The sequence below is a fragment of the Sporolituus thermophilus DSM 23256 genome, from assembly GCF_900102435.1.
GTDB lineage: Bacteria > Bacillota > Negativicutes > Sporomusales > Thermosinaceae > Thermosinus > Thermosinus thermophilus.
Genome location: NZ_FNBU01000007.1, coordinates 85,079 through 104,661, shown reverse-complemented (window position 1 = coordinate 104,661; position 19,583 = coordinate 85,079). Strand labels below are relative to the sequence as shown.

The window sequence follows — 19,583 nt, the reverse complement described above, 5'->3', positions numbered from 1 at the left end:
TATGAAGTGATGACCTCAGCGGTTAATATATGCCAGATACTTGTCATATATTATACGTATTGCCGTGATAATTGCTTTTTTCGCGCTCCCTTGGTAAAATTTTTCGATGAGTTGAATAAGATTCTCCGGGCCATTACGCAGGCTTTTGCCGACTAATAGACGCGATACAAATTGTGCGGACATTGGTGTTGACAGCGTACAGTCAGCATCGACTATTACATCTGTTTGTCGGTCAATTAAAACAACCAAGGCCATTACTCCATAGATTTTGCCTGAAACAGTTCCTGATGGCAGTCGAGCATATCCGGAAAATAAGATATGGTTCTCATTTACCATAGTGCCTCCGTATCAGAGAGCGTAAAGAGAATTAGCCTTTTCTGAAAAAGCTAGTATTACTTGCCATCGAAAAACTGACTGATTTTTGTATCGTCCCACCCTAATACTTCTCTGATAATTTCATAGGTATGCTGCCCCAAAAGCGGAGCTGGAAATTCTACTGAGCCGGGGGTCGCCGACATCTTTACCGGAACTCCTGGCATTTTGAGTTTACCGGCTACCGGGTGTTCAACTTCGACTATCATCTCTCTCGCCTGAATATGTGGATCATTCACGATCTTGTCAATAGTATTGATCGGCGCGCAAGGAAGTCCGGCTTCTTCCAAAGCGGTCAACCATTCAGCGATTGTTTTTTCTTTAAATATTTCATTTAGGATCGTAGTTAGTTCTTTTGCATTAGCCGTTCGGCGGGCATTCGTGTCGAAGCGTTCGTCCTTAATCAGATCAGGACGACCTAAAATATTGCATAAGCGTTCCCACAACCGGTCATTACCGGCGCCTACAATAATGTATCCGTCTTTCGCCGTAAAAGATGAGAAGGGTGTGATGGACGGATGACGGTTTCCTAACGGCCCTGGCACAACGCCAGAAGTCACATAGCGCGCAATTGCATTTTCCAATATTGCAACTTGGCAGTCGAGCATTCCTACATCTATTTTTTGTCCTTCCCCGGTTCTTTCCCGGTGGAACAGAGCCATCATTATGCCATATGCAGTGAACATACCGGCGATAATGTCCCCTACTGAAGCGCCAACACGGGTCGGGTCACCGTTTTCGGGACCGGTAATACTCATTATTCCCCCCATGGCTTGTACGATTATATCATAGGCCGGTTTATCGCGGTAAGGACCGGTGTGTCCGAACCCAGAACATGCAGCATATATTAATTTGGGATTAAGCTCTTTTAGTTGGTCATAGCCAAGCCCGAATTTTTCCATTGTACCGGGACGATAGTTTTCCACAACGACGTCGGCATGTTTTACCATTTCTTTGAATAGATCACGTTCTTCCTGACGTTTAAAGTTTAAGGCGATCGAGCGCTTGTTTCTGTTAAGGCTCATAAAATAAGCGCTTTCTTTACCAACAAACGGTCCAAAGGCACGGGAGTCGTCACCTACTTCAGGTGGCTCAATCTTGATAACATCAGCGCCATAATCCGCCAGCATCATTGTGCAGTACGGTCCCGCCAGAACCCGGGTCAAATCCAATACGCGAATTCCTTGCAATGCTTTCATTTTAAACATCTCCTTTTATTACAGATAATATTTGAAGGCGCCAATCTAATTACATACGCTTGCTTCTTTTGGCTGTCTACCTCCTTCCGGCGTGTCATTACTAATGAAAAAACAAAGGGACAGCAGGAGTAGGTCACTCACTCTGTCCCTTTTTCACTAGCTTATTATTAAATTTTGGTTGCGTAAGACTTACCCGTTTCCCAGATGCATTACACCTAGTCCGGCTCTCTCATGGTTGGTCAGTGGATGAAGCGCTGAATCACCAAATAAGGCGACTGCTATCCACGAATCATCTCTGACAATCGCAATCTTCACAGCCAGGCTTACACTGCTGGCAACATTGACCATTATACCACGCTTTGCTTCGTCAGTTGCGTGGAGCAAAGCATGATAGTTAGTTGCGGACTTGCCAATAATCCCACTGTTTAAGGCTGCGCCGATAACTGCTTTGGTAGTTTTTTCCTGAAATTCCGTTAATGACGATTTACCTCCGACTTCAGTCACTACAAAGCGGTAACCTTGATCGGCAAGCATTTTTTTTACTGTCTCTTCATCACTGATTGTGCGGGTTAGGGCCAGCAGCATAGCCGCCGTTGCTACACTACGTATGCTTTGAACCAAAAAGGGCGGATTAAAGTCACTCATTCTCATTCCCTCTATCTCTATATGTAAGATTCTATCACTTTTTGGATTTTTTCGTCAAGTTATGCGAGCATTATTTATAAGCTGCGGCCGTTAGCTAGCTACCTTAGTATGCAGCTTATACTTCCAGCATCCCTTCTGCCGTTCTGGACTATAGAGATTGCATCTTGGGCGTTGGAGCTGGCTTGGTCTAGGCTGCGGATCCCTTATATACCAAGATTCTCTTTGCCGGAATTGTCACGGTTTATTCAGGTTTTGGTCTGCAATGGGGAGCGTCATGGGGAGGTGGGGCAGGGGGGCGAAGGGCATCGGCTACGGCCCTGGCTTGCTCTTTGGAAAGGCCGATATGCTTAATTAATTCGCCGATTATATCCGGCGGATTTTTCATTTTCCGTTCCATATACGCGTGGCGTTCTTCGGGAGATTGCGTCGTTTGTTGTTTTTGCATTGGCTGAGGATAATTTCGACAATACATTTCTATTACTAGTTGGCCGGTGCTTCTAAGTGGGACGGATATTGTTTAAGTTTTCACAACTTCAGGAAAAAGTTTTTAACACACTATTTACACTAGTATGGTAGAATGGTATAATTTCTCGTGGAAATGTTTTGAAATGTAATAACAGCCAAATAAGTTCTATTTTATGGAGGGATAAAGTTATATGCTCATGTCTTTTCGTTGGTATGGCAGCAAGTTGGACAAGATTCCGCTGAGCTATATTAAGCAAATTCCGGGGATGCGGAATGTTGTCAGCGCGCTCTATCATATCCCGGTAGGCGAAGTGTGGCCGTACGAAGATATTCTGGAACTTAAACGCCAGATAGAAGCTGCCGGACTTATGTTTAAAACGGTAGAAAGTGTAAACGTTCATGAAGATATTAAACTCGGGCTGCCGACCAGAGACCGCTATATTGAGAACTACTGTAAGACCCTAAGGAATTTGGCTAAAGCCGGAGTTAGCGTTGTTTGCTATAATTTTATGCCTGTTTTCGACTGGATGCGTACCGATCTGGCCAAAGTTCTGCCAGACGGTTCAACGACAATGTCTTATGACGAAAAAATTATCCGGGGTTTGAAGCCGGAAGTGCTTGTTGAGGAAATGGAGAAGGGATCGAACGGGTTTGAACTGCCCGGCTGGGAAAAAGAACGCCTGACTGAGATAAAGAAGCTGTTTGATTTATATAAAGACATCAACGAAGAAAAGCTTTTTGCCAATTTGAAGTACTTTTTAGAGGGGATTATTCCGACTGCCGAGGAGTGTGGCATAAAAATGGCGATTCACCCGGACGATCCACCTTGGTCGGTGTTTGGGTTGCCGCGCATTGTTGTGTCCAAGGAAAACCTGGAGCGGATTGTGAAGCTGGTGGACAGCCCGGCCAATGGCTTGGCACTGTGCAGCGGTTCGCTCGGGGCCAATACCCAAAATGACATGGTGGCTATTTTCCGCCACTTTGGCCAAATGAAGAAAATCCATTTTGCCCATGTCCGCAACATCAAGATATACGAGCCGGGCGTTTTTGTCGAAACCGCTCACAAAGACGATGAGGCCTCGCTCGATATGTATGGCATTATGAAGGCGTTATACGATACGGGATTTGATGGTCCGCTGCGTCCGGATCACGGCCGGATGATTTGGGGTGAAGACGGCCGGCCGGGCTACGGCTTGTATGACCGGGCACTGGGCGCGGTGTATTTACAGGGGATCTGGGATGCACTCGCGCGACAGGATAAAAAAGGATAACCAGTTGCCAACAAGAGGTGATGTCGTCTAAAGGTAAAGGTGTAATTTGGTGTCGGAGGTGGGCTGCTAGAGGGCTAATTTGTGTGTTTGGGAAAATAGACCTGCCTGCCTTATTTTTGTTTCGCGATTATAAGTTTAAAGGAAAGGGTGCGTGAAAATGTCCAAACGACTTATTCTTGTTGTATTGCTGATTGTGGCAATACTAACGCTTACTGCCTGCGGCAGTTCAACCAAGACCCAGCAACCGCAGGGGGACAAAACATATACGCTTAAGATCCATATGGTTATCAACGAGCAGGATCCGGTATACTTGGGCTACTCTGAGTTTAAAAAGGGTGTGGAAGCCCGTACCAATGGCAAAGTTAAAGTTGAACTCTATCCAAACGGCGTATTGGGCAATGACGAGGATTTATTGCAGCAGGCCATGATGGGCGGAAACGTCGCGGTTAACTCCGATGCCGGCCGCTTAGGCGTTTGGGTACCCGAGATCGGGATATTGCTTGCGCCATACCTAACCGATTCCGTGCCGGAAATGCAAAAACTGGTTAAGTCCGATTTGGTTAAAAAATGGACGACTGACCTTTCCCAGAAAAAAGGCCTAACCGTGCTGTCGTTTAACTATTACACCGGCTCGCGTAACCTTGTTACCAAAAAGCCGATTAACGGTCCGGAAGATCTTGACGGCTTAAAGATCAGAACCCCTGGCGCACCGGTTTGGCAGGAAACGGTTAAAGCCATGGGGGCTAGTCCGGTGGTTTTACCTTGGACTGAAACTTATCCCGCATTTGAACAAGGGGTTATTGATGGGGCCGAGGCGCAAGATCCGGCTACTTATGGGGCAAGATTGTATGAAGTTGGCAAATATATTACCAAAACCGGTCATATTCAATTGTGGAACTGTTTGGTTGTTGGCACAAAATGGTTTGAACAATTGCCGAAAGAATATCAGCAAATCCTGATCGAGGAATCGGTCAAAGCGGGCGACTTTACAACCAATAAGCTTCTGTCCGGCCAGAAAGAGCTTGAAGCCAAAATGGCAGCTGCCGGTGCGGTAATCAAGGAAATCGACACCAAACCGTTCAAGCAAAAGACCGAGGCGGTATATACCAAGCTGAACTATCAGGAATTGCGCAAGGAAGTTAATAAATTGTTGGGCAAATAAAGCCGTGATTTAATAGTGGTATGCCGGGCAATACCGGCATACCACCTAAAATTATTTTGAATCTGTCAAAACCGGGGGGCTAAGTATGGTGCAACGATTGGGTGAAATCGTTGACAAAGTTGAAGTTGTCTTGTCCAGGTTATTATTGGTGCTGATCGTTTTGTTGGTCTTTTTTTCTTCGTTGTTACGCTATTTAGGCTATCCGATAAACGGCGCCGACACGGTGGCGGCTGCCTTGTTTGTCTGGCTTATCTACATCGGTTCCGATCTGGTTTTGCGGCAGGATCGCCACTTAGGGGTGGACTATCTTACTCAGCGGTTGCCAATTCGCTTAAGAAAAATTGTAATGCTGATCGTCCATTTCATTGTACTGGCATTTTTGGCGGCAATTACTCACGTCGGCGTCGTTTTGACCATTGCCAATAACGGTCGGATATTGGGCGATTTGCCGGTAAGTTATGCCTATGTGGCAATGGCGGTGCCGGTGGGGGCCGCGCTCATGTGTCTGACGACGGTGACGAAGATTGTGACGCTTATCTGCAATTTTGGCCGGGTAGATTAGAAATCCGGTGGAGAAGCGAGGGGAATAACTTGTTAACAGTATTACTGATATTTACTGTTCTGCTTTTAATCAATGTACCAATAGCGTTTACATTGGGTATTGCTGGTATGACCTATTTTTTTACGGAAACCAGCATACCGCTTCCTGTCGTCGCCCAGCGCATGATAACCGGGACACAATCTTATCCGCTTTTGGCTGTGCCCTTTTTCATCTTGGCCGGTCATATCATGAATGCCGCTGGCATAACCGCCAGGTTGATGAAACTGGCAGACGTCCTGACCGGTCATTTGATCGGGGGATTGGCCCATGTCTCGATTGTTCTAAGCATGCTCATGGGCGGGGTGTCAGGTTCATCCAACGCCGACGCGGCGATGCAGGCGCGGATCTTGTTGCCGGAAATGCGCAAGCGCGGTTATTCCGACGGGTTTTCGGCTGCCGTATTGGCCTCCGGTTCGCTGACGACGGCAATTATCCCACCGAGCATAGGGCTTGTACTGTATGGTTTTGTCGGCCAGGTTTCCATCGGAAAACTCCTTATTGCCGGTATTATTCCGGGGCTACTCATGGGCCTGGTTCTCATGTTTACCGCGTATGTTGCGGCGAAAAAACGGGGTTACGACGCTGACGGTCGGAATCGGAAACGGACGTTGGGCGAATTGGTGGAGGCGGTCAAAGAAAGCTTTTGGGCCCTGTTATTCCCGGTTTTGTTGGTGCTTACCATCCGGCTCGGAATTTTTACCGCGACCGAAGCCGCGGCTTTTGCCGTGGTGTATGCCTTCCTGATCGGTAAGTATATTTATCGGGAGTTAAGTTGGGAAAAGCTGAATGCGGCGCTGAAAGATACTGCTGAGGACAATGCCGTCATCATGCTGATCATTTCCATGGCAGCTGTAGTAAGTTATGTGCTTGGTTATGAAAAAGTGCCGGTCCAATTGGCCAATTTTATTGTCGGCATATCAGATAATCCGTATGTGATTATGGGGACCATTATCGCCTTTTTATTTGTTGCCGGCATGGTGATGGAAGGTACGGTAAACATCTTGCTTCTCACGCCGATCTTTTTGCCGATTGTTACCAAAGCGGGCTTCGATCCGGTGCATTTCGGGATAATTATGGCCATTATGGTGCAAATCGGCGGGATTACGCCACCGGTCGGGGTTAACATGTATACGGTCTGCTCGCTGGGGAACATACCGATCGAGGCCTTTGTTAAAGAAAGCGTGCCGTTTGTCATTGCGCTTATGATTACCATAACGTTATTGGTGGTCTTCCCGCAGTTTAGTCTGCTCTTGCCGGGAATGATCAAGTAGAGTGGCATGAGATATCTGGGAAAGTAATTATAGCTTTGTTGGCATACATAACCTTGTCTAAATGGCGAGGTTATGTATTTGTGTATGATAGAATGGTATAATTTCTAGTGGAAATGTTTTGAAAGGAGTTACATTAAAGCTTGTTTATTATCGAACGGTCGAAACACGAATCGGCACGCGAGTACGTTTACCGGTTATTAAAATTCAATATTATTAATTTAACCCTTCCCCCGGGGCAGAGCCTTTCGGAGCAGGATATCGCCGATCAGCTGAATGTTAGTCGTACACCGGTGCGGGAAGCGTTTATCAAATTGGCGCAGGAAAACCTGCTGGATATTCTGCCCCAGAAGGGAACATACGTCTCGCTTATTGATATTGACCATGTTGAAGAATCGAAGTTTGTACGCGAAACCCTGGAGCGGGAGGTCGTCCAGCAGGCTTGCAGCTTTTTTCCGAGCGAACTGCTATTTGAGCTTCAGTCCAATGTTACGCTGCAAGAGCTGTGCATTAAAGAGAAGAACTACCATAAATTCTTTGAACTTGACGAGAGCATGCACGGTACTATTTTTAAAGGCTGCAAGAAAGCACGCACTTGGGCGATGATGCAGCAAATGAATACTCACTATAACCGGGTAAGGATGCTTAATTTGGCGGTAGGTTATGATTGGGATCAACTGATTTTTCAGCATCAAGAACTGGTGCGGGCTATTCGGGAAAAAGATGTAGCGCTGGGCAAGCAGACGATTGACAAGCATTTAAATAAAGTCGTCGTTGATTTAGAGTATCTGCGCAAAGAATACGAGCACTATTTCTTGCCGCCAAAGGCATATTCCGTGAATGTAGTAACAACTAAATAAATAACTGGACACTATCTCGCGCATAAAAATGGGGTCTGGGATGCGCTTGCCAGAAGCGCTAACGAAAACAGATCAATATAAAAGTTGAGGGGTTGCTTATGGGATTGACGTATATCGAAAATGAAAAACAGTTAACTCAGGCTATTGGGATAGCTTCGGGAAAACTTCCTGGCTGTTTCCGCCAAGTTGGGCGAAAACGGTTATGAGAGTAAAACAGATGGGATATGAAGTTGATTTTTAAAAAAGGGAGAGGGGGATACCATGTTGCAGTTAAACAAGGAAAGTATTAAAAATGTAGAGAAATGGGAACAAGCAGGGGTGGAAACGTTAAAATTTGATTATGAGAAAATGGTGGCTTTAACCAAGGAAAATCCAACTTGGGTGCATTTCGGGGCCGGGAATATTTTCCGCGGATTTATTGCCGTATTGCAGCAGGCACTTTTGAATTCAGGCGAAGTTGATACAGGAATTGTTGCGGTGGAAACCTATGATTATGAAATTATCGATAAAATATACCGGCCGTATGACAACTTAGGTTTGCTGGTAATTATGAATGCCGATGGCAGCTTAGACAAAACGATTGTCGGCAGCATTAGTGAAAGCCTGGTGGGTGACCCTTCGCGGGCAGATGACTGGCAAAGATTGCAAGAAATATTTGCCAAACCGTCACTGCAGTTAGCCAGTTTTACCATAACTGAAAAAGGTTATAACTTAAAGAATATTTCCGGCGACTATTTACCCGATGTGCAGGAAGATATGCGGAAGGGGCCGGAGTGTCCTAAAAGCGTCATGGCTAAGGTGGCGGCCTTGGCTTATGTAAGATATAAAAACGGTGAACTGCCGCTTGCGTTTGTGAGCATGGATAATTGTTCCCATAATGGCAGTAAACTTCATAGTGCAATTGATGCGATAGCCAGGAAGTGGGTAGAAAACGGGTTGGTTGAAGCAGAATTTCTTGCGTATATAAATAATCCGCAAAAAGTATCGTTCCCCTGGACCATGATCGATAAAATTACCCCCCGGCCTTCTGAAACCGTGAAAGCTGAATTACATAAAATCGGATTCGAAAGTGCGGATATTATTTGTACAAGCAAAAATACCTGGATTGCTCCTTTTGTTAATGCCGAAAAACCGCAGTACTTAGTAGTGGAAGATAATTTCCCGAATGGTCGTATGCCGCTAGAACAGGCAGGGGTATTTTTTACCGACCGCGAAACGGTCGATAACGTGGAAAGGATGAAGGTATGCACTTGCTTGAATCCTTTGCATACGGCGCTGGCTATTTTCGGTTGCCTGCTGGGATACACATCGATTGCTGCGGAAATGCAAGACCCGTTACTAAAAAGGCTGGTCGAGAAGATTGGTTATGACGAAGGATTGCCAGTGGTGGTTGATCCCGGGATAATGGATCCGGCGGCGTTTATTAAAGAGGTAATTGAGGTAAGACTGCCCAACCCATATATACCTGATACGCCGCAGCGAATTGCAACAGATACGTCGCAAAAGGTAGGGATAAGGTTTGGTGAAACCATCAAGGCTTATATGCGAAGGCCGGATCTGGAACCGCAAAATCTTACCTATATTCCGCTGGTTATCGCCGGCTGGTGCAGGTATCTGCTGGGCCTAGACGATCAGGGCCAAGAAATGGGTTTAAGCCCAGATCCTTTGCTGGATACCCTGAAAGCTGCCGTTACCGGCATCAGGTTAGGCGATGCGGCATCGGTAGGCGATAACTTAAAGCCGATACTTTCCAATGCGGAACTGTTTGGCGTAAATCTTTATGAAATTGGCTTGGGAGAAAAAATCGAAGGCTACTTTAACGAAATGATCGCCGGACCTGGTGCTGTAAGAAGCACATTGCAAAAATATTTATAAAAGCTAGAATACATTAACCATGTAACGCAATGCATTTCCGATAAGTCCGCTTTAAGCCCGCCAAAGCAAGCCGAGTAAGCCTTGGTGGGCTTGTTTTTTTAGCGTTAAAACCGGAGGAATATTATGGTTATATGTCGAATATGACAGGCAACCAGTGAAAAGAGGTGGACTCATTGTTCAAAGATCGCAGCTTAAAATTTAAATTAGTTGTATTGTTTCTTTTGTTTGCACTAGTTCCTGTCAGTATAGGCGGGATTGTCAGCACCTATTTAAATGCCGTTTCGGCGAAAGAAGATGTTTCGCAGGCCAACCTGAACACGGCTCGGCAAATCGCCGCGCAAATTGAACGGCTGCTCGACGACTCCCGCGGTCTGGTTGAAACACTGGCGGCTACGCCTACCGCCCAGTCGATGGACGTAAACGCCATCCGGCAGATGATCTTGGCGGCCAAGGAAAAAAACCCCCAGTTTGAGCTTATTTTTGTTATGAATACCAAAGGGATGCAGGTCGTCAAGACAAGCGGCAACCTGCTGGACCGTAGCGAAAAGACATATTTTAAGGAAGCCATGAAAGGCTATACTTATTTTACGGAAACCTATATTTCGGCAGGTACAAACGCGCCTACCGTGACCATAGCCACGCCGATCAAAGACCAATACGGGGCGATCGTAGGAGTCTTGGCCGCCGACATCAGTCTCAAGGCGATTTGGGATATTACCGATAATACCCGTGTAGGCGATACGGGCTATATTGATATAGTGGATAACAAGGGCGTGGTAATCGCGCACCCGGATAAGGAACGGGTAAAGAAGATGGAAAGTTTCACCGGGCATGAATATGTTACGGATGCGATTTCCGGTCAGCTGGGCGCGGTTGAAGCCGTCTCCACTCGTGGCGACAAGGCGCTCACCGTTTTCGCGCCGGTAGGAAAATACAAATGGGGCGTCATTATCTATGAGCCGATTAAGGAAGTGTTCGGTGCCCTGATCAAGACGACCCTTATTATGACGGTTGTTATCCTGGCCACGGTTGCTGCCGCAGTCGGGCTGGCGTTCAGGATTTCGCGGGGCATTGTCAGTCCTTTGCGCGAACTGATTGATGCCGCCGGTAGGGTAGCGGAAGGCAATTTAACCCAGAATATCGCGGTTAACGGTGTGCGCGAGGTCAATGAGCTGGCGGCGGAGTTCAGCGCCATGACGGCTGCGCTGCGTCAGATCATCGCCAAAACACTGGCTACCGCCCAGTCGGTTGCGGCCGCTTCCCAGGAATTAGCGGCATCGGCCGGCGAAGTGGGCAAAGCGTCGGAAGAAGTAGCGTCAACCATTCAGCATGTTGCCAACGGGGCTACCAACCAGGTTAAACTCGCCGATAAATCAGCCCAGGTTATCGCGCAGATGGTCAGCTCCATCGTCGATACTACTCAAGCGGCAAATGCTGTCGCCGCTGCTTCCAAGCAAAGCGAGCGGGCGGCCGAACACGGTGCAAGTCAGGTTAAGCTGGCTATTGACAAAATGAATGAAATTCAACGGGACGTTAACAGCACGGCGCAGACCATTCATTCTCTCGGTGAGCGGTCACGGCAAATCGGTCAAATTGTCGACGTTATAACAGGTATTGCCGGCCAGACCAATCTCCTGGCTTTGAACGCCGCGATTGAGGCGGCCCGGGCCGGCGAACAGGGGCGCGGATTTGCGGTAGTGGCCGATGAGGTGCGCAAGCTGGCCGAGCAGTCCGAAGCGGCAGCCAAGGAAATTGCCGCCATTATTGGCGACATTCAGCGCCAGACCGATGAAGCGGTTAAGGCGATGGATACAGGCAGCCAGGAAGTTGCCAACGGTGTGCAAGTTGTTGCCGCCTCCGGCAAGGCTTTTGAGGAAATCTATCAGGCGATCAAGAACATGCATCAGGAAGTCGAACAAATTGTGGCCCTGGCGGATAGACAGCAGCAGAGCAGCGGCGAGGTGGAGCAGGCGATCCACACTATCGCCGATGCTGCCCGCGCCAATGCCGCCAGTGCTGAACAAGTAGCCGCCGCCAGCGAGGAACAAAACGCCGCCGTCGAAGAGATAGCCGCATCTACGGCCAGTTTGGCCAAAATGGCGGCGGAACTCCAGGAAGTTGTCGCGAAATTTAAAGTGTAAAAAAAGCACAGGCGGAGGACGTTACTCCGCCTGTGCTTTTTTACAAATTTGGGCTTGTTCAATGGCATGGGCAAAATCGGCCGGGAGCGGCGCGTGGACTGTAAGCTCGCGTTGGTCTTGTAGGTGCCTGAAGCTGACGAAAGACGCATGCAAAGCCTGTCTGCCGATCCATGGTGAGCGCACGCCATACATGCCGTCGCCAATAACCGGGTAGCCGATATGGGCTAAATGAACCCGGATCTGGTGGGTGCGGCCGGTGTCCAGTGTCAGTTCAAGCAGGGTGGCTTCAGGGAAGCTCCTGACCGTTTGGTAATGGGTTATTGCCGGGTCGCCATGCGCGGTTACCGCCCGCCGGTTAGCAAAATGCGGGTGGGGACCGATGGGAGCATCAATCGTCCCGGCCGGGGGCGAAACGCTTCCTTTAACTAACGCCCAATAGGTGCGTTTTAGCGTCCGCGCGGCTAGTTGCTGTTCCAGGAGGAATTGGCTGCGGGCATCTTTGGCAAAAATTATACAGCCTGATGTTTCCCGGTCGAGCCGGTGTACGGCGCGAATCGTACAGATAATTCCCCGCTGCTCGAGATGATATGCCAAATAGTTGGCCAGCGTGCCGCTTGTTGTGTGGCCGGTAGGATGCACCAGCTGGTATGCCGGCTTATTTATGACCAACAGGTAGTCGTCTTCGTAAAGTATTTCGACCGGTCCTTGCTCCGGCTGAACCCCGTAGGCATTATCCCCGTCCACAATGACCCGCAAAGTGTCATCCGGTTTTACTTTCTTCTGCAGGTAAACCGTTTTACCGTTGAGGAGGATGCCCTTGCGGCGGGTTAGTTTCTGGATTTGCCGCCCCGAGTACTGTAAGACCTGTTTTAAATAATTCTCAACCGTTAAGCCCGCATGTTCCTTGCTTACTTTGTAGGTATTGAATGATTTTGTTTTCAACCCTTTTCCCTCCTCCAATACCTGGCAAGCGACCGTTTCCTGCAGTCTGCGGGAAACGGTCGCTTGGTGGTTAATCAGGTATTTTTACGAGAAAACGCAAGGTAGGGCCGGTTTTTTGGGGCGGTTCCACCATTTCATAGCCGGCTTTCACTAATTCTTCCGGAACGGAAGTAAAACTTTGCGGGCAGTCGGCGAGGATTTCCACGACTGTTCCTTTTTCCAGTTTGCTAAGTGTTTCCAACGAAAACACTACGGGATAAGGTCAGGCCTCGCCGCGTAAGTCCAGTAAATATCTTTTATCTGGCATCTGGTGACCTCCTTAAAAGTATTCCTTTTTTTGATGTTTGATACCAATCAGCCCAGATATACAGGATGAGGAGCATTGCCAGCGTTAAGCCGATCGCTCCGGCCAATCCGAACTGCTTGGCCAAATCAATCCGTGGAAAAGGTGATACTAACCAAGGATATACGATTGGATCCCAGGCAAGGGTAAGAAGCGTAGCGCCGATAATATTGCCCAGGCCTACGAACCAGAAGTGGATTTGCCCTTCCATTGCCCGATACATCCAACCGGTCTCACAACCGCCGGCAATAACGATGCCGATGCCAAACAAGAGGCCGCCGAGAAGCGCACCCGGCCCGGCCCACCAGATAACGTTTGGCGGCATGCCTTTGCTTAAAAATACGGCGGTAATCAGGGTTTGCACGGCAATTGCCCAGACGAGAGCGTGAGCCGTGTTCGACCGTCCGGTCAGCCAAAGGTCACGGAAGGCGGAAGTAAAGCAGACCTGTCCTTTCTGAATAAGAAAGCCGAACCAAAACCCAAAAATGGTTGCCAACAGCAGCTTTGGCGGATAGGCGCCGGTGGCCTGGTTAACAAGGTAAAGGATAAATAAAGCAAAGCCCACAAAGCCGATATACGGCTGCAGGCGGTAGTATGCCTCGTTTTCTTGGGGCTCACCTACATTTTTTACCGCTACCAGCTTAGGTTTTCCTGCCAGCCAGGGATGCATGCTAATTTTCAGGCCGAAATATGTTCCTATGATCGTGCCCAGGGTGAAAAGCCAGGTATGAAAGGAAAACTGGGGAATCCCGGTAAATAAGGCGGCTAAGTTGCAGCCCATGGCCATTCTGGTACCGAACCCGGCAATAATACCGCCGATAAGCGCCTGAATGACGCGCTTGCCGGTAGGAATTCTGAATTTGAAATTCTGCCCGAAAAGGGCGCTGATAAAAGCGCCGGCAAACATGCCGAACACCAAAACGCCATCGACCCGGGTCAGCGGCGTGCCGGTGAAGTTGATCAGCTTCAGGTAGCTGTAAGCAGTAGTATTAACACCAATTAGCTGAAGAATGTGTCCACCCCACCGGGTAAATTCGCCGGTTACCGCCCAGGCAATGCCGATGACGCCGAAATACAGCGCGCTTAAAACACCGAGCGCGATAATCGTGTATTTTTGATTCCAAAAACTGGTGATAATATTGGTATAATAGCGACTTAGCAGCGAGTTCATCCAACGGCCCCTTCCCAATAATATATTAAATCTATGACACTCATAAATTTTATTACAGTTTGCTGAGGTCGTCAATCCGCAAAAATACCACTTGTCAATCTCTGGTATTCGTGCTACGATGAAGACAAAACCGAATATGGTTGGAGCTAGGGGAGCCGGGAGGCCGGCTGAGATACAGAACCGTTAATTTCTGTGACCCTTTAACCTGAACTGGGTAATGCCAGCGTAGGGAAGCTTAAGCGATTGTTTCAAGGTCAGGAAAGCGCATCCTTACGGGGGAGGCGCTTATTTTATTATGGGCGAGGTGGGCTAACCATGAAAAAAGCATTGACGATTGCCGGTTCGGATTCATCCGGCGGCGCCGGTATCCAGGCCGATTTAAAGGCTTTTGCCGCCAACGGTGTTTTTGGCATGAGCGTTATTACGGCCGTTACGGCGCAAAATACCCAGGGTGTTTTTGCGGTTCAGGATATTGACCCGGCAGTTATCGCCAAACAGATCGAAGCTGTCTTTGAAGACATTGCAGTCGATGCGGTTAAAATTGGCATGGTTTCCCAGATTGAAACCATCGAGACGATTGCGGCCGGGCTCAAAAAGTACCAGGCCCGTAACGTTGTCGTCGATCCGGTGATGGTATCGAAAAGCGGGTATCATTTGCTCAACCCGGCGGCTGAGAGCAAACTGACCGCTTTGCTGCTGCCGCTGGCGACGGTAGTGACGCCCAATATTCCGGAAGCGGAAGTTATTACCGGCATGAAAATTACCAGTTTGAAGGATATGGAAGAAGCCGCTAAAATGATCCACCGCTTTGGCCCGCAAAATGTCTTGCTGAAAGGCGGCCACCGGGCTGACGATGCCACCGATATTTTGTTTGACGGCAATACTTTTCGCTATTTTTCATCGCCTCGTATCGCCACCGCGAATACTCATGGCACCGGCTGCACGCTGTCGGCGGCCATTGCGGCCAACTTGGCCAGGGGGTATGCGGTGTATGACGCCGTAGCGCTGGCCAAGGAATATATCACTACTGCCATCGCGCACGCGCTGGCCATTGGCAAAGGCGTCGGTCCGACGCATCATTTTTATGATTTATATAAAAAAGCAGGGGTGTTTATTGATGAGTAACGGGCAAACCGACCTACTGGCCAAAATTGCCGCCATCCTTACCCAGGTAAAGCAAAAGCGACCGTTAGTTCACCATATTACCAACTATGTGACGGTTAATGATTGCGCCAATATCACGCTCGCGCTCGGCGCCTCGCCGGTTATGGCGAGCGATATCGCGGAAGTGGAGGAAATGGTTTCTCATGCCGCAGCGCTGGTGCTCAATATCGGCACATTGAGCTCCCGGGCGGTGGCGGCGATGGTTGCCGCCGGTAAAAAGGCTAATAGCTTAGGGGTTCCGGTTATTTTCGATCCAGTGGGCGTAGGTGCCACCGCCATGCGGACCGCAGCGGCCGAACAAATAATCCGCGAGGTACGGCTGGCCGTCATCCGGGGTAATATGTCCGAGATTAAAGTATTGGCCGGTCTGAATACGGGTATAAAAGGGGTAGACTCGATAGCGGACGAACAGGGCGGCGTGCAAGCAGCCCAAAATCTTGCCCGGCAGCTGGGGTGCACGGTGGCCATTACCGGTAAGACGGACATTGTGGTGCGCGGCGACGATCTCTGTCTGATCAACAACGGACATCCGCTGCTGACAGCGGTAACCGGTACGGGGTGTATGGCGACGTCCCTGATCGGGTGCTGCTGCGGCGCGACCGACGACTATTTTGCCGGGGCGGCGGCCGGTATTGCCGTTATGGGGATCGCGGGGGAACTGGCGCAGCGGTTCCTAAAACCCGAAGACGGGATCGGCACTTTCCGGATGCGCCTTTTTGATGCGGTGTTCAAGATGACGCCGGCCATCATCCATGAGTATGGCCGGATTGAATACTACGGCAGGGAGCGATAAGCGTGAGGCTGAAAAAACTGACGTTTACGGCCTTATTTATGGCTATTGGGGTTTTGTCCGCCCACCTGGTGTATATTCCGGTTGGTGCGGCCAAATGTTTTCCTGTCCAGCATGCCATCAACGTCTTATTAGCGGTGCTGCTGGGGACCCGCTATTCGGTCAGTGCCGCTTTCGGGATTTCGCTTTTGCGCAATATTCTTGGCACCGGTTCGCTCCTCGCCTTTCCCGGCAGCATGATTGGCGCGGCCCTGGCCGGAATTGTGTACCACCGGACAGGGCATATCCTCGGTGCGGTGGTGGGCGAAGTTATCGGCACCGGCATCATCGGCGCCCTGGTGGCGTTCCCGGTGGCCAAATATCTTATTGGTTCTAAGGTTGGCGCGTTCTTCTTTGTTATTCCCTTTTTCGTCAGCACTGCTGGCGGTAGTATTATTGCTTATCTGTTGTACCATACGCCGGTGGTTAAATTTTTTCGGGAAAAGCTTGGGCAAGGTGCTGCCTAATTAAAGATTTATAGATTTATCCGGCCAACTTGCCGATTGCGCATAATGCCGATTACATAACAGTCCCCGTCAGCCGTAAGGCCGACGGGGACTGTTTTTGGTCGGAGTAATATTTGGGCCGATTTATTTGGCAACCGGTGTTACGGACAGGTATAATGATGGGTAAGCGTGGTAGTATGGTTTATATTAATAATAACAGGTGGTGTTTTACATGGTCCCAAGCGGTTTGCTGCGCTGGTGGGGATGGCTGAAGGTGTTCAAGAATAATGCCCTAATCCTATATTTCGCCTGGAAGCATCCCCGTACCCCCATCGTTGTAAAAGTAATGCTGCTTGCTTTAATTGCTTATATCATTAGCCCGGTAGACATATTGCCCGATTATCTCCCCCTCTTTGGGTTTGCCGATGACGCCGTATTAGCGCCGGCGGCAATGTTCTACCTGATAAACCTTTTGCCGGAAACAGTTCGGACGGAATGTCAAAGGGAAAGTGAAAGATGGAAACGGCGGGCGCCCCTGATCCTCGGATTGATTGTTTTGTTTGTGGTTGCCTGGGTTGCCCTAATCATCATCGGGGTTAAATATCTTTGGGTTTACCTGTCGCGCTGAACAGTGGAACGTAGAAAGTGGAAAGGGCGGAGTGGTTTTGTTAAGAGGCGCGTCTGCGCTTTTTTATTTTCTATAAAAAAAGTGCAGGTTTTTTTGAAAGAAGTTCAGGCGAAATGCAAAGGGAAATGCCTATATTATGCAGAATTTCAAAAATAAGACAGGCAATAGGTGGGGGCACTGCTAATTTGGGGCGGACTATACAGGCTGGAGGAATATAACCATGATGCCTATTTTGTTTCTTGCTCCGTTTCATAATATGGCGGAATTGGCGGCAAATATTGCCCAGCAGATGGGGATAGAGCTGTATGTTGCTACTGCCAGTGACCAAGAAGCAGAACGGGTTATAAAGAGATACGGCGATGTCGAAGTAATCATCAGCCGGGGCGGTTTAGCGGAAGAAGTAAAGGCGCTGAACAGGTTCACGGTTATTGAGATTACCATGTCGGTATACGACCTGCTTAGTATTGTCAGTAAGCTGACCGCCTTGGATATTCGGCGGATCGGCATTGTCAGCCGGGCGAATATCTTTGACGGGATAACCGGTAATTTTAACATATCAGAGACCGAAATACACATCCGCTCCTGCCGGAATGAAAGCGAGATCGCCAAAACGGTTCTGGAACTTTACAGGCAAGGCGTGGAAGCCGTTATTGGCTGTCGTGCGGCTTATGAAACGGCCAAAACCTGCGGCATGGTGGCAGAAATGTTGGAATCCGGTGCTACGTCCATAAGGCGGGCGATTGAAGAAGCGGTGCGGATTGTTAAGGCCAAGGAACGCGAGAAATTGCAAACGGCCCAGCTCAAGGCAATCATCGACAATATTGATGAAGGGGTCATCGCGGTCACCGGTAACAATCAACTGAGTTTCTATAATAACGTCGCGCGCAAAATCTGTGCGGGTGAAGGGAAGGAACTAACTTTTCATAGCATCAAGGAGCTTGTTAAACACCGGTATCAAGAAAAGATTGTTACAATTAATGGCAGTAATGTAATTGCCCGGGTAATTCCGCTGGAATTTAACAATAAAGAAAACGGCAAAGTAGTAACCTTTCATGAGGTGGCCAGCATCCAAGCGTCGGAACGGAAGATTCGCTTTTCACTATACCAGAAAGGCCTGTATGCGAAAAATACGTTCGAGGATATCATCGGTCAGTCCGGCATAATGAAAAAACTTATTGAAAAAGCCAAAAAATATGCGCTGTACGACTCTAACCTGCTTATTTATGGTGAAACCGGTACGGGAAAAGAGGTACTGGCGCAAAGCATTCACAACCACAGCAACCGCCGCAAGGGCCCCTTTGTATCTGTCAATACTGCGTCCATCCCGCCGAGTTTGATGGAAAGCGAACTGTTTGGCTATGTCGAAGGGGCGTTTACCGGGGCGCGTAAAGGGGGTAAACCGGGCCTGTTCGAACTGGCCCACGGCGGCACGATTTTTCTTGATGAAATCGGGGAGCTTTCGCCCGATATCCAGAGCCGACTGCTCAGAGTCCTGCAGGAAAAAGAAATCATGCGTATTGGCGATGACCGGATCATACCGGTTGACGTACGGATTATTTCGGCGACTAACCGCGATTTGTTTGAACAGGTAAAACAAGGCCGGTTCCGCCAGGATCTCTATTACCGCATCCATGTACTTGGGTTGCGCCTACCGCCTTTGCGAGAACGGCCGGAAGATATTCCGTTGATATTTTTGTACTACTTTAATAAGTTTCGTCCGGACAAGACCGTTAAGCTTGATCCGGCTGCTACGCGGCTATTAATTTCGTATCCTTGGCCGGGCAATATTCGCCAACTGCGGAATGTAGCGGAAGTGATTGCTTATAGCATCGGCGAAGCTGACCGGATTGGCTATGAGCAGGTCGCCGAAGTTCTGGGCGAGCAGGAGGCAAGGGTAGACAGCGGCTATTATCTTGCCATCAAGGAAGCAGGAAGTCTAAAGCAGATGGAGAGCGAAATCATTCGGCAGCTCCTGGCGCGATATGGCCCGGACGAAGTCTGTGCTAAACTGGGCATCAGCAAAGTTACGCTATGGCGCAAAACCAAAGCTCCATTTCAATAATGAAATGGAGCTAATTTCATTTTTGAAATAAAACCAGGTCTTGGTCAGGACAGATCACGTCCCGAGACTTGGCATGATTTTTGCATATTATTGGTTTTGCTTACTAATTTATTCATGGGTGGTGATAATTGGCTGTTAG

18 protein-coding genes and 1 riboswitch are annotated in these 19,583 nt (G+C 48.8%); of the genes, 12 read left to right on the top strand and 6 right to left on the bottom strand.

The features are described from left to right. Positions 1–15: 15 nt before the first annotated feature. From BLQ99_RS06080 to BLQ99_RS06070, 3 genes are all read right to left on the bottom strand, one after another. Complete coding sequence (locus tag BLQ99_RS06080) at positions 16–336, bottom strand: DUF3870 domain-containing protein (protein WP_093689144.1); 321 nt, start codon at positions 334–336, stop codon at positions 16–18. Positions 337–392: 56 nt separating this feature from the next. Further along, complete coding sequence (locus BLQ99_RS06075) at positions 393–1,571, bottom strand: CaiB/BaiF CoA transferase family protein (protein WP_093689142.1); 1,179 nt, start codon at positions 1,569–1,571, stop codon at positions 393–395. A 189-nt stretch (positions 1,572–1,760) separates the two neighbouring features. Next, positions 1,761–2,216 (bottom strand): HutP family protein, encoded by a 456-nt coding sequence (locus BLQ99_RS06070; RefSeq protein ID WP_093689140.1) that lies wholly within the window; start codon positions 2,214–2,216, stop codon positions 1,761–1,763. A 656-nt stretch (positions 2,217–2,872) separates the two neighbouring features. On the opposite strand from BLQ99_RS06070, the gene uxuA reads away from it, so the two are divergent. The 7 genes from uxuA to BLQ99_RS06035 all read left to right on the top strand — a co-directional run bounded on the left by uxuA (position 2,873) and on the right by BLQ99_RS06035 (position 11,859). After that, entirely contained in the window at positions 2,873–3,952 is a 1,080-nt protein-coding gene (gene uxuA, locus BLQ99_RS06065) for a mannonate dehydratase (protein ID WP_093689138.1), read from the top strand. A gap of 157 nt (positions 3,953–4,109) precedes the next feature. Beyond that, positions 4,110–5,114 (top strand): C4-dicarboxylate TRAP transporter substrate-binding protein, encoded by a 1,005-nt coding sequence (locus tag BLQ99_RS06060; protein ID WP_171904611.1) that lies wholly within the window; start codon positions 4,110–4,112, stop codon positions 5,112–5,114. 85 nt (positions 5,115–5,199) lie between these two features. Beyond that, positions 5,200–5,676, top strand: a complete 477-nt coding sequence (locus tag BLQ99_RS06055) for a TRAP transporter small permease (RefSeq protein WP_171904610.1) — start codon at positions 5,200–5,202, stop codon at positions 5,674–5,676. Beyond that, complete coding sequence (locus tag BLQ99_RS06050; RefSeq protein WP_245690290.1) at positions 5,616–6,986, top strand: TRAP transporter large permease; 1,371 nt, start codon at positions 5,616–5,618, stop codon at positions 6,984–6,986. The genes BLQ99_RS06055 and BLQ99_RS06050 overlap by 61 nt, the downstream gene beginning before the upstream one ends. A gap of 140 nt (positions 6,987–7,126) precedes the next feature. After that, positions 7,127–7,843 carry a GntR family transcriptional regulator gene (locus BLQ99_RS06045; RefSeq protein ID WP_093689133.1) on the top strand — a complete coding sequence of 239 codons (717 nt, stop codon included), beginning with the start codon at positions 7,127–7,129 and terminating at the stop codon, positions 7,841–7,843. A gap of 261 nt (positions 7,844–8,104) precedes the next feature. Next, positions 8,105–9,718, top strand: a complete 1,614-nt coding sequence (locus tag BLQ99_RS06040) for a mannitol dehydrogenase family protein (protein ID WP_093689131.1) — start codon at positions 8,105–8,107, stop codon at positions 9,716–9,718. Between the two features lie 173 nt (positions 9,719–9,891). Further along, positions 9,892–11,859, top strand: a complete 1,968-nt coding sequence (locus BLQ99_RS06035) for a methyl-accepting chemotaxis protein (RefSeq protein WP_093689129.1) — start codon at positions 9,892–9,894, stop codon at positions 11,857–11,859. A 21-nt stretch (positions 11,860–11,880) separates the two neighbouring features. On the opposite strand, the gene BLQ99_RS06030 is transcribed toward BLQ99_RS06035, so the two are convergent. From BLQ99_RS06030 to yedE, 3 genes are all read right to left on the bottom strand, one after another. Then, a complete protein-coding gene (locus BLQ99_RS06030; RefSeq protein WP_093689127.1) occupies positions 11,881–12,801 on the bottom strand; it encodes an RluA family pseudouridine synthase in 921 nt (306 codons plus the stop codon). A 70-nt stretch (positions 12,802–12,871) separates the two neighbouring features. Further along, on the bottom strand, positions 12,872–13,051 hold the full coding sequence (locus BLQ99_RS06025; protein ID WP_216093633.1) for a sulfurtransferase TusA family protein: 180 nt from the start codon (positions 13,049–13,051) through the stop codon (positions 12,872–12,874). 46 nt (positions 13,052–13,097) lie between these two features. Continuing rightward, entirely contained in the window at positions 13,098–14,315 is a 1,218-nt protein-coding gene (gene yedE, locus BLQ99_RS06020; protein WP_093689125.1) for a selenium metabolism membrane protein YedE/FdhT, read from the bottom strand. 138 nt (positions 14,316–14,453) lie between these two features. Next, positions 14,454–14,564, top strand: a riboswitch (TPP riboswitch). Between the two features lie 66 nt (positions 14,565–14,630). On the opposite strand from yedE, the gene thiD reads away from it, so the two are divergent. From thiD to BLQ99_RS05995, 5 genes are all read left to right on the top strand, one after another. After that, complete coding sequence (gene thiD / locus BLQ99_RS06015; protein WP_093689123.1) at positions 14,631–15,440, top strand: bifunctional hydroxymethylpyrimidine kinase/phosphomethylpyrimidine kinase; 810 nt, start codon at positions 14,631–14,633, stop codon at positions 15,438–15,440. After that, positions 15,433–16,272: a hydroxyethylthiazole kinase gene (gene thiM / locus BLQ99_RS06010; protein WP_093689121.1), complete on the top strand. Its 840-nt coding sequence runs from the start codon at positions 15,433–15,435 to the stop codon at positions 16,270–16,272. The genes thiD and thiM overlap by 8 nt, the downstream gene beginning before the upstream one ends. Positions 16,273–16,274: 2 nt before the next feature. Continuing rightward, positions 16,275–16,775, top strand: coding sequence for an energy coupling factor transporter S component ThiW (gene thiW / locus BLQ99_RS06005; RefSeq protein WP_093689119.1), 501 nt, complete (start codon positions 16,275–16,277; stop codon positions 16,773–16,775). 211 nt (positions 16,776–16,986) lie between these two features. Then, the gene (locus BLQ99_RS06000) at positions 16,987–17,382 is read left to right on the top strand and encodes a YkvA family protein (protein WP_093689117.1); all 396 of its coding nucleotides are present in this window, start codon (positions 16,987–16,989) and stop codon (positions 17,380–17,382) included. Between the two features lie 220 nt (positions 17,383–17,602). Continuing rightward, positions 17,603–19,444, top strand: coding sequence for a sigma 54-interacting transcriptional regulator (locus tag BLQ99_RS05995; protein ID WP_093689115.1), 1,842 nt, complete (start codon positions 17,603–17,605; stop codon positions 19,442–19,444). Positions 19,445–19,583 lie beyond the last annotated feature (139 nt).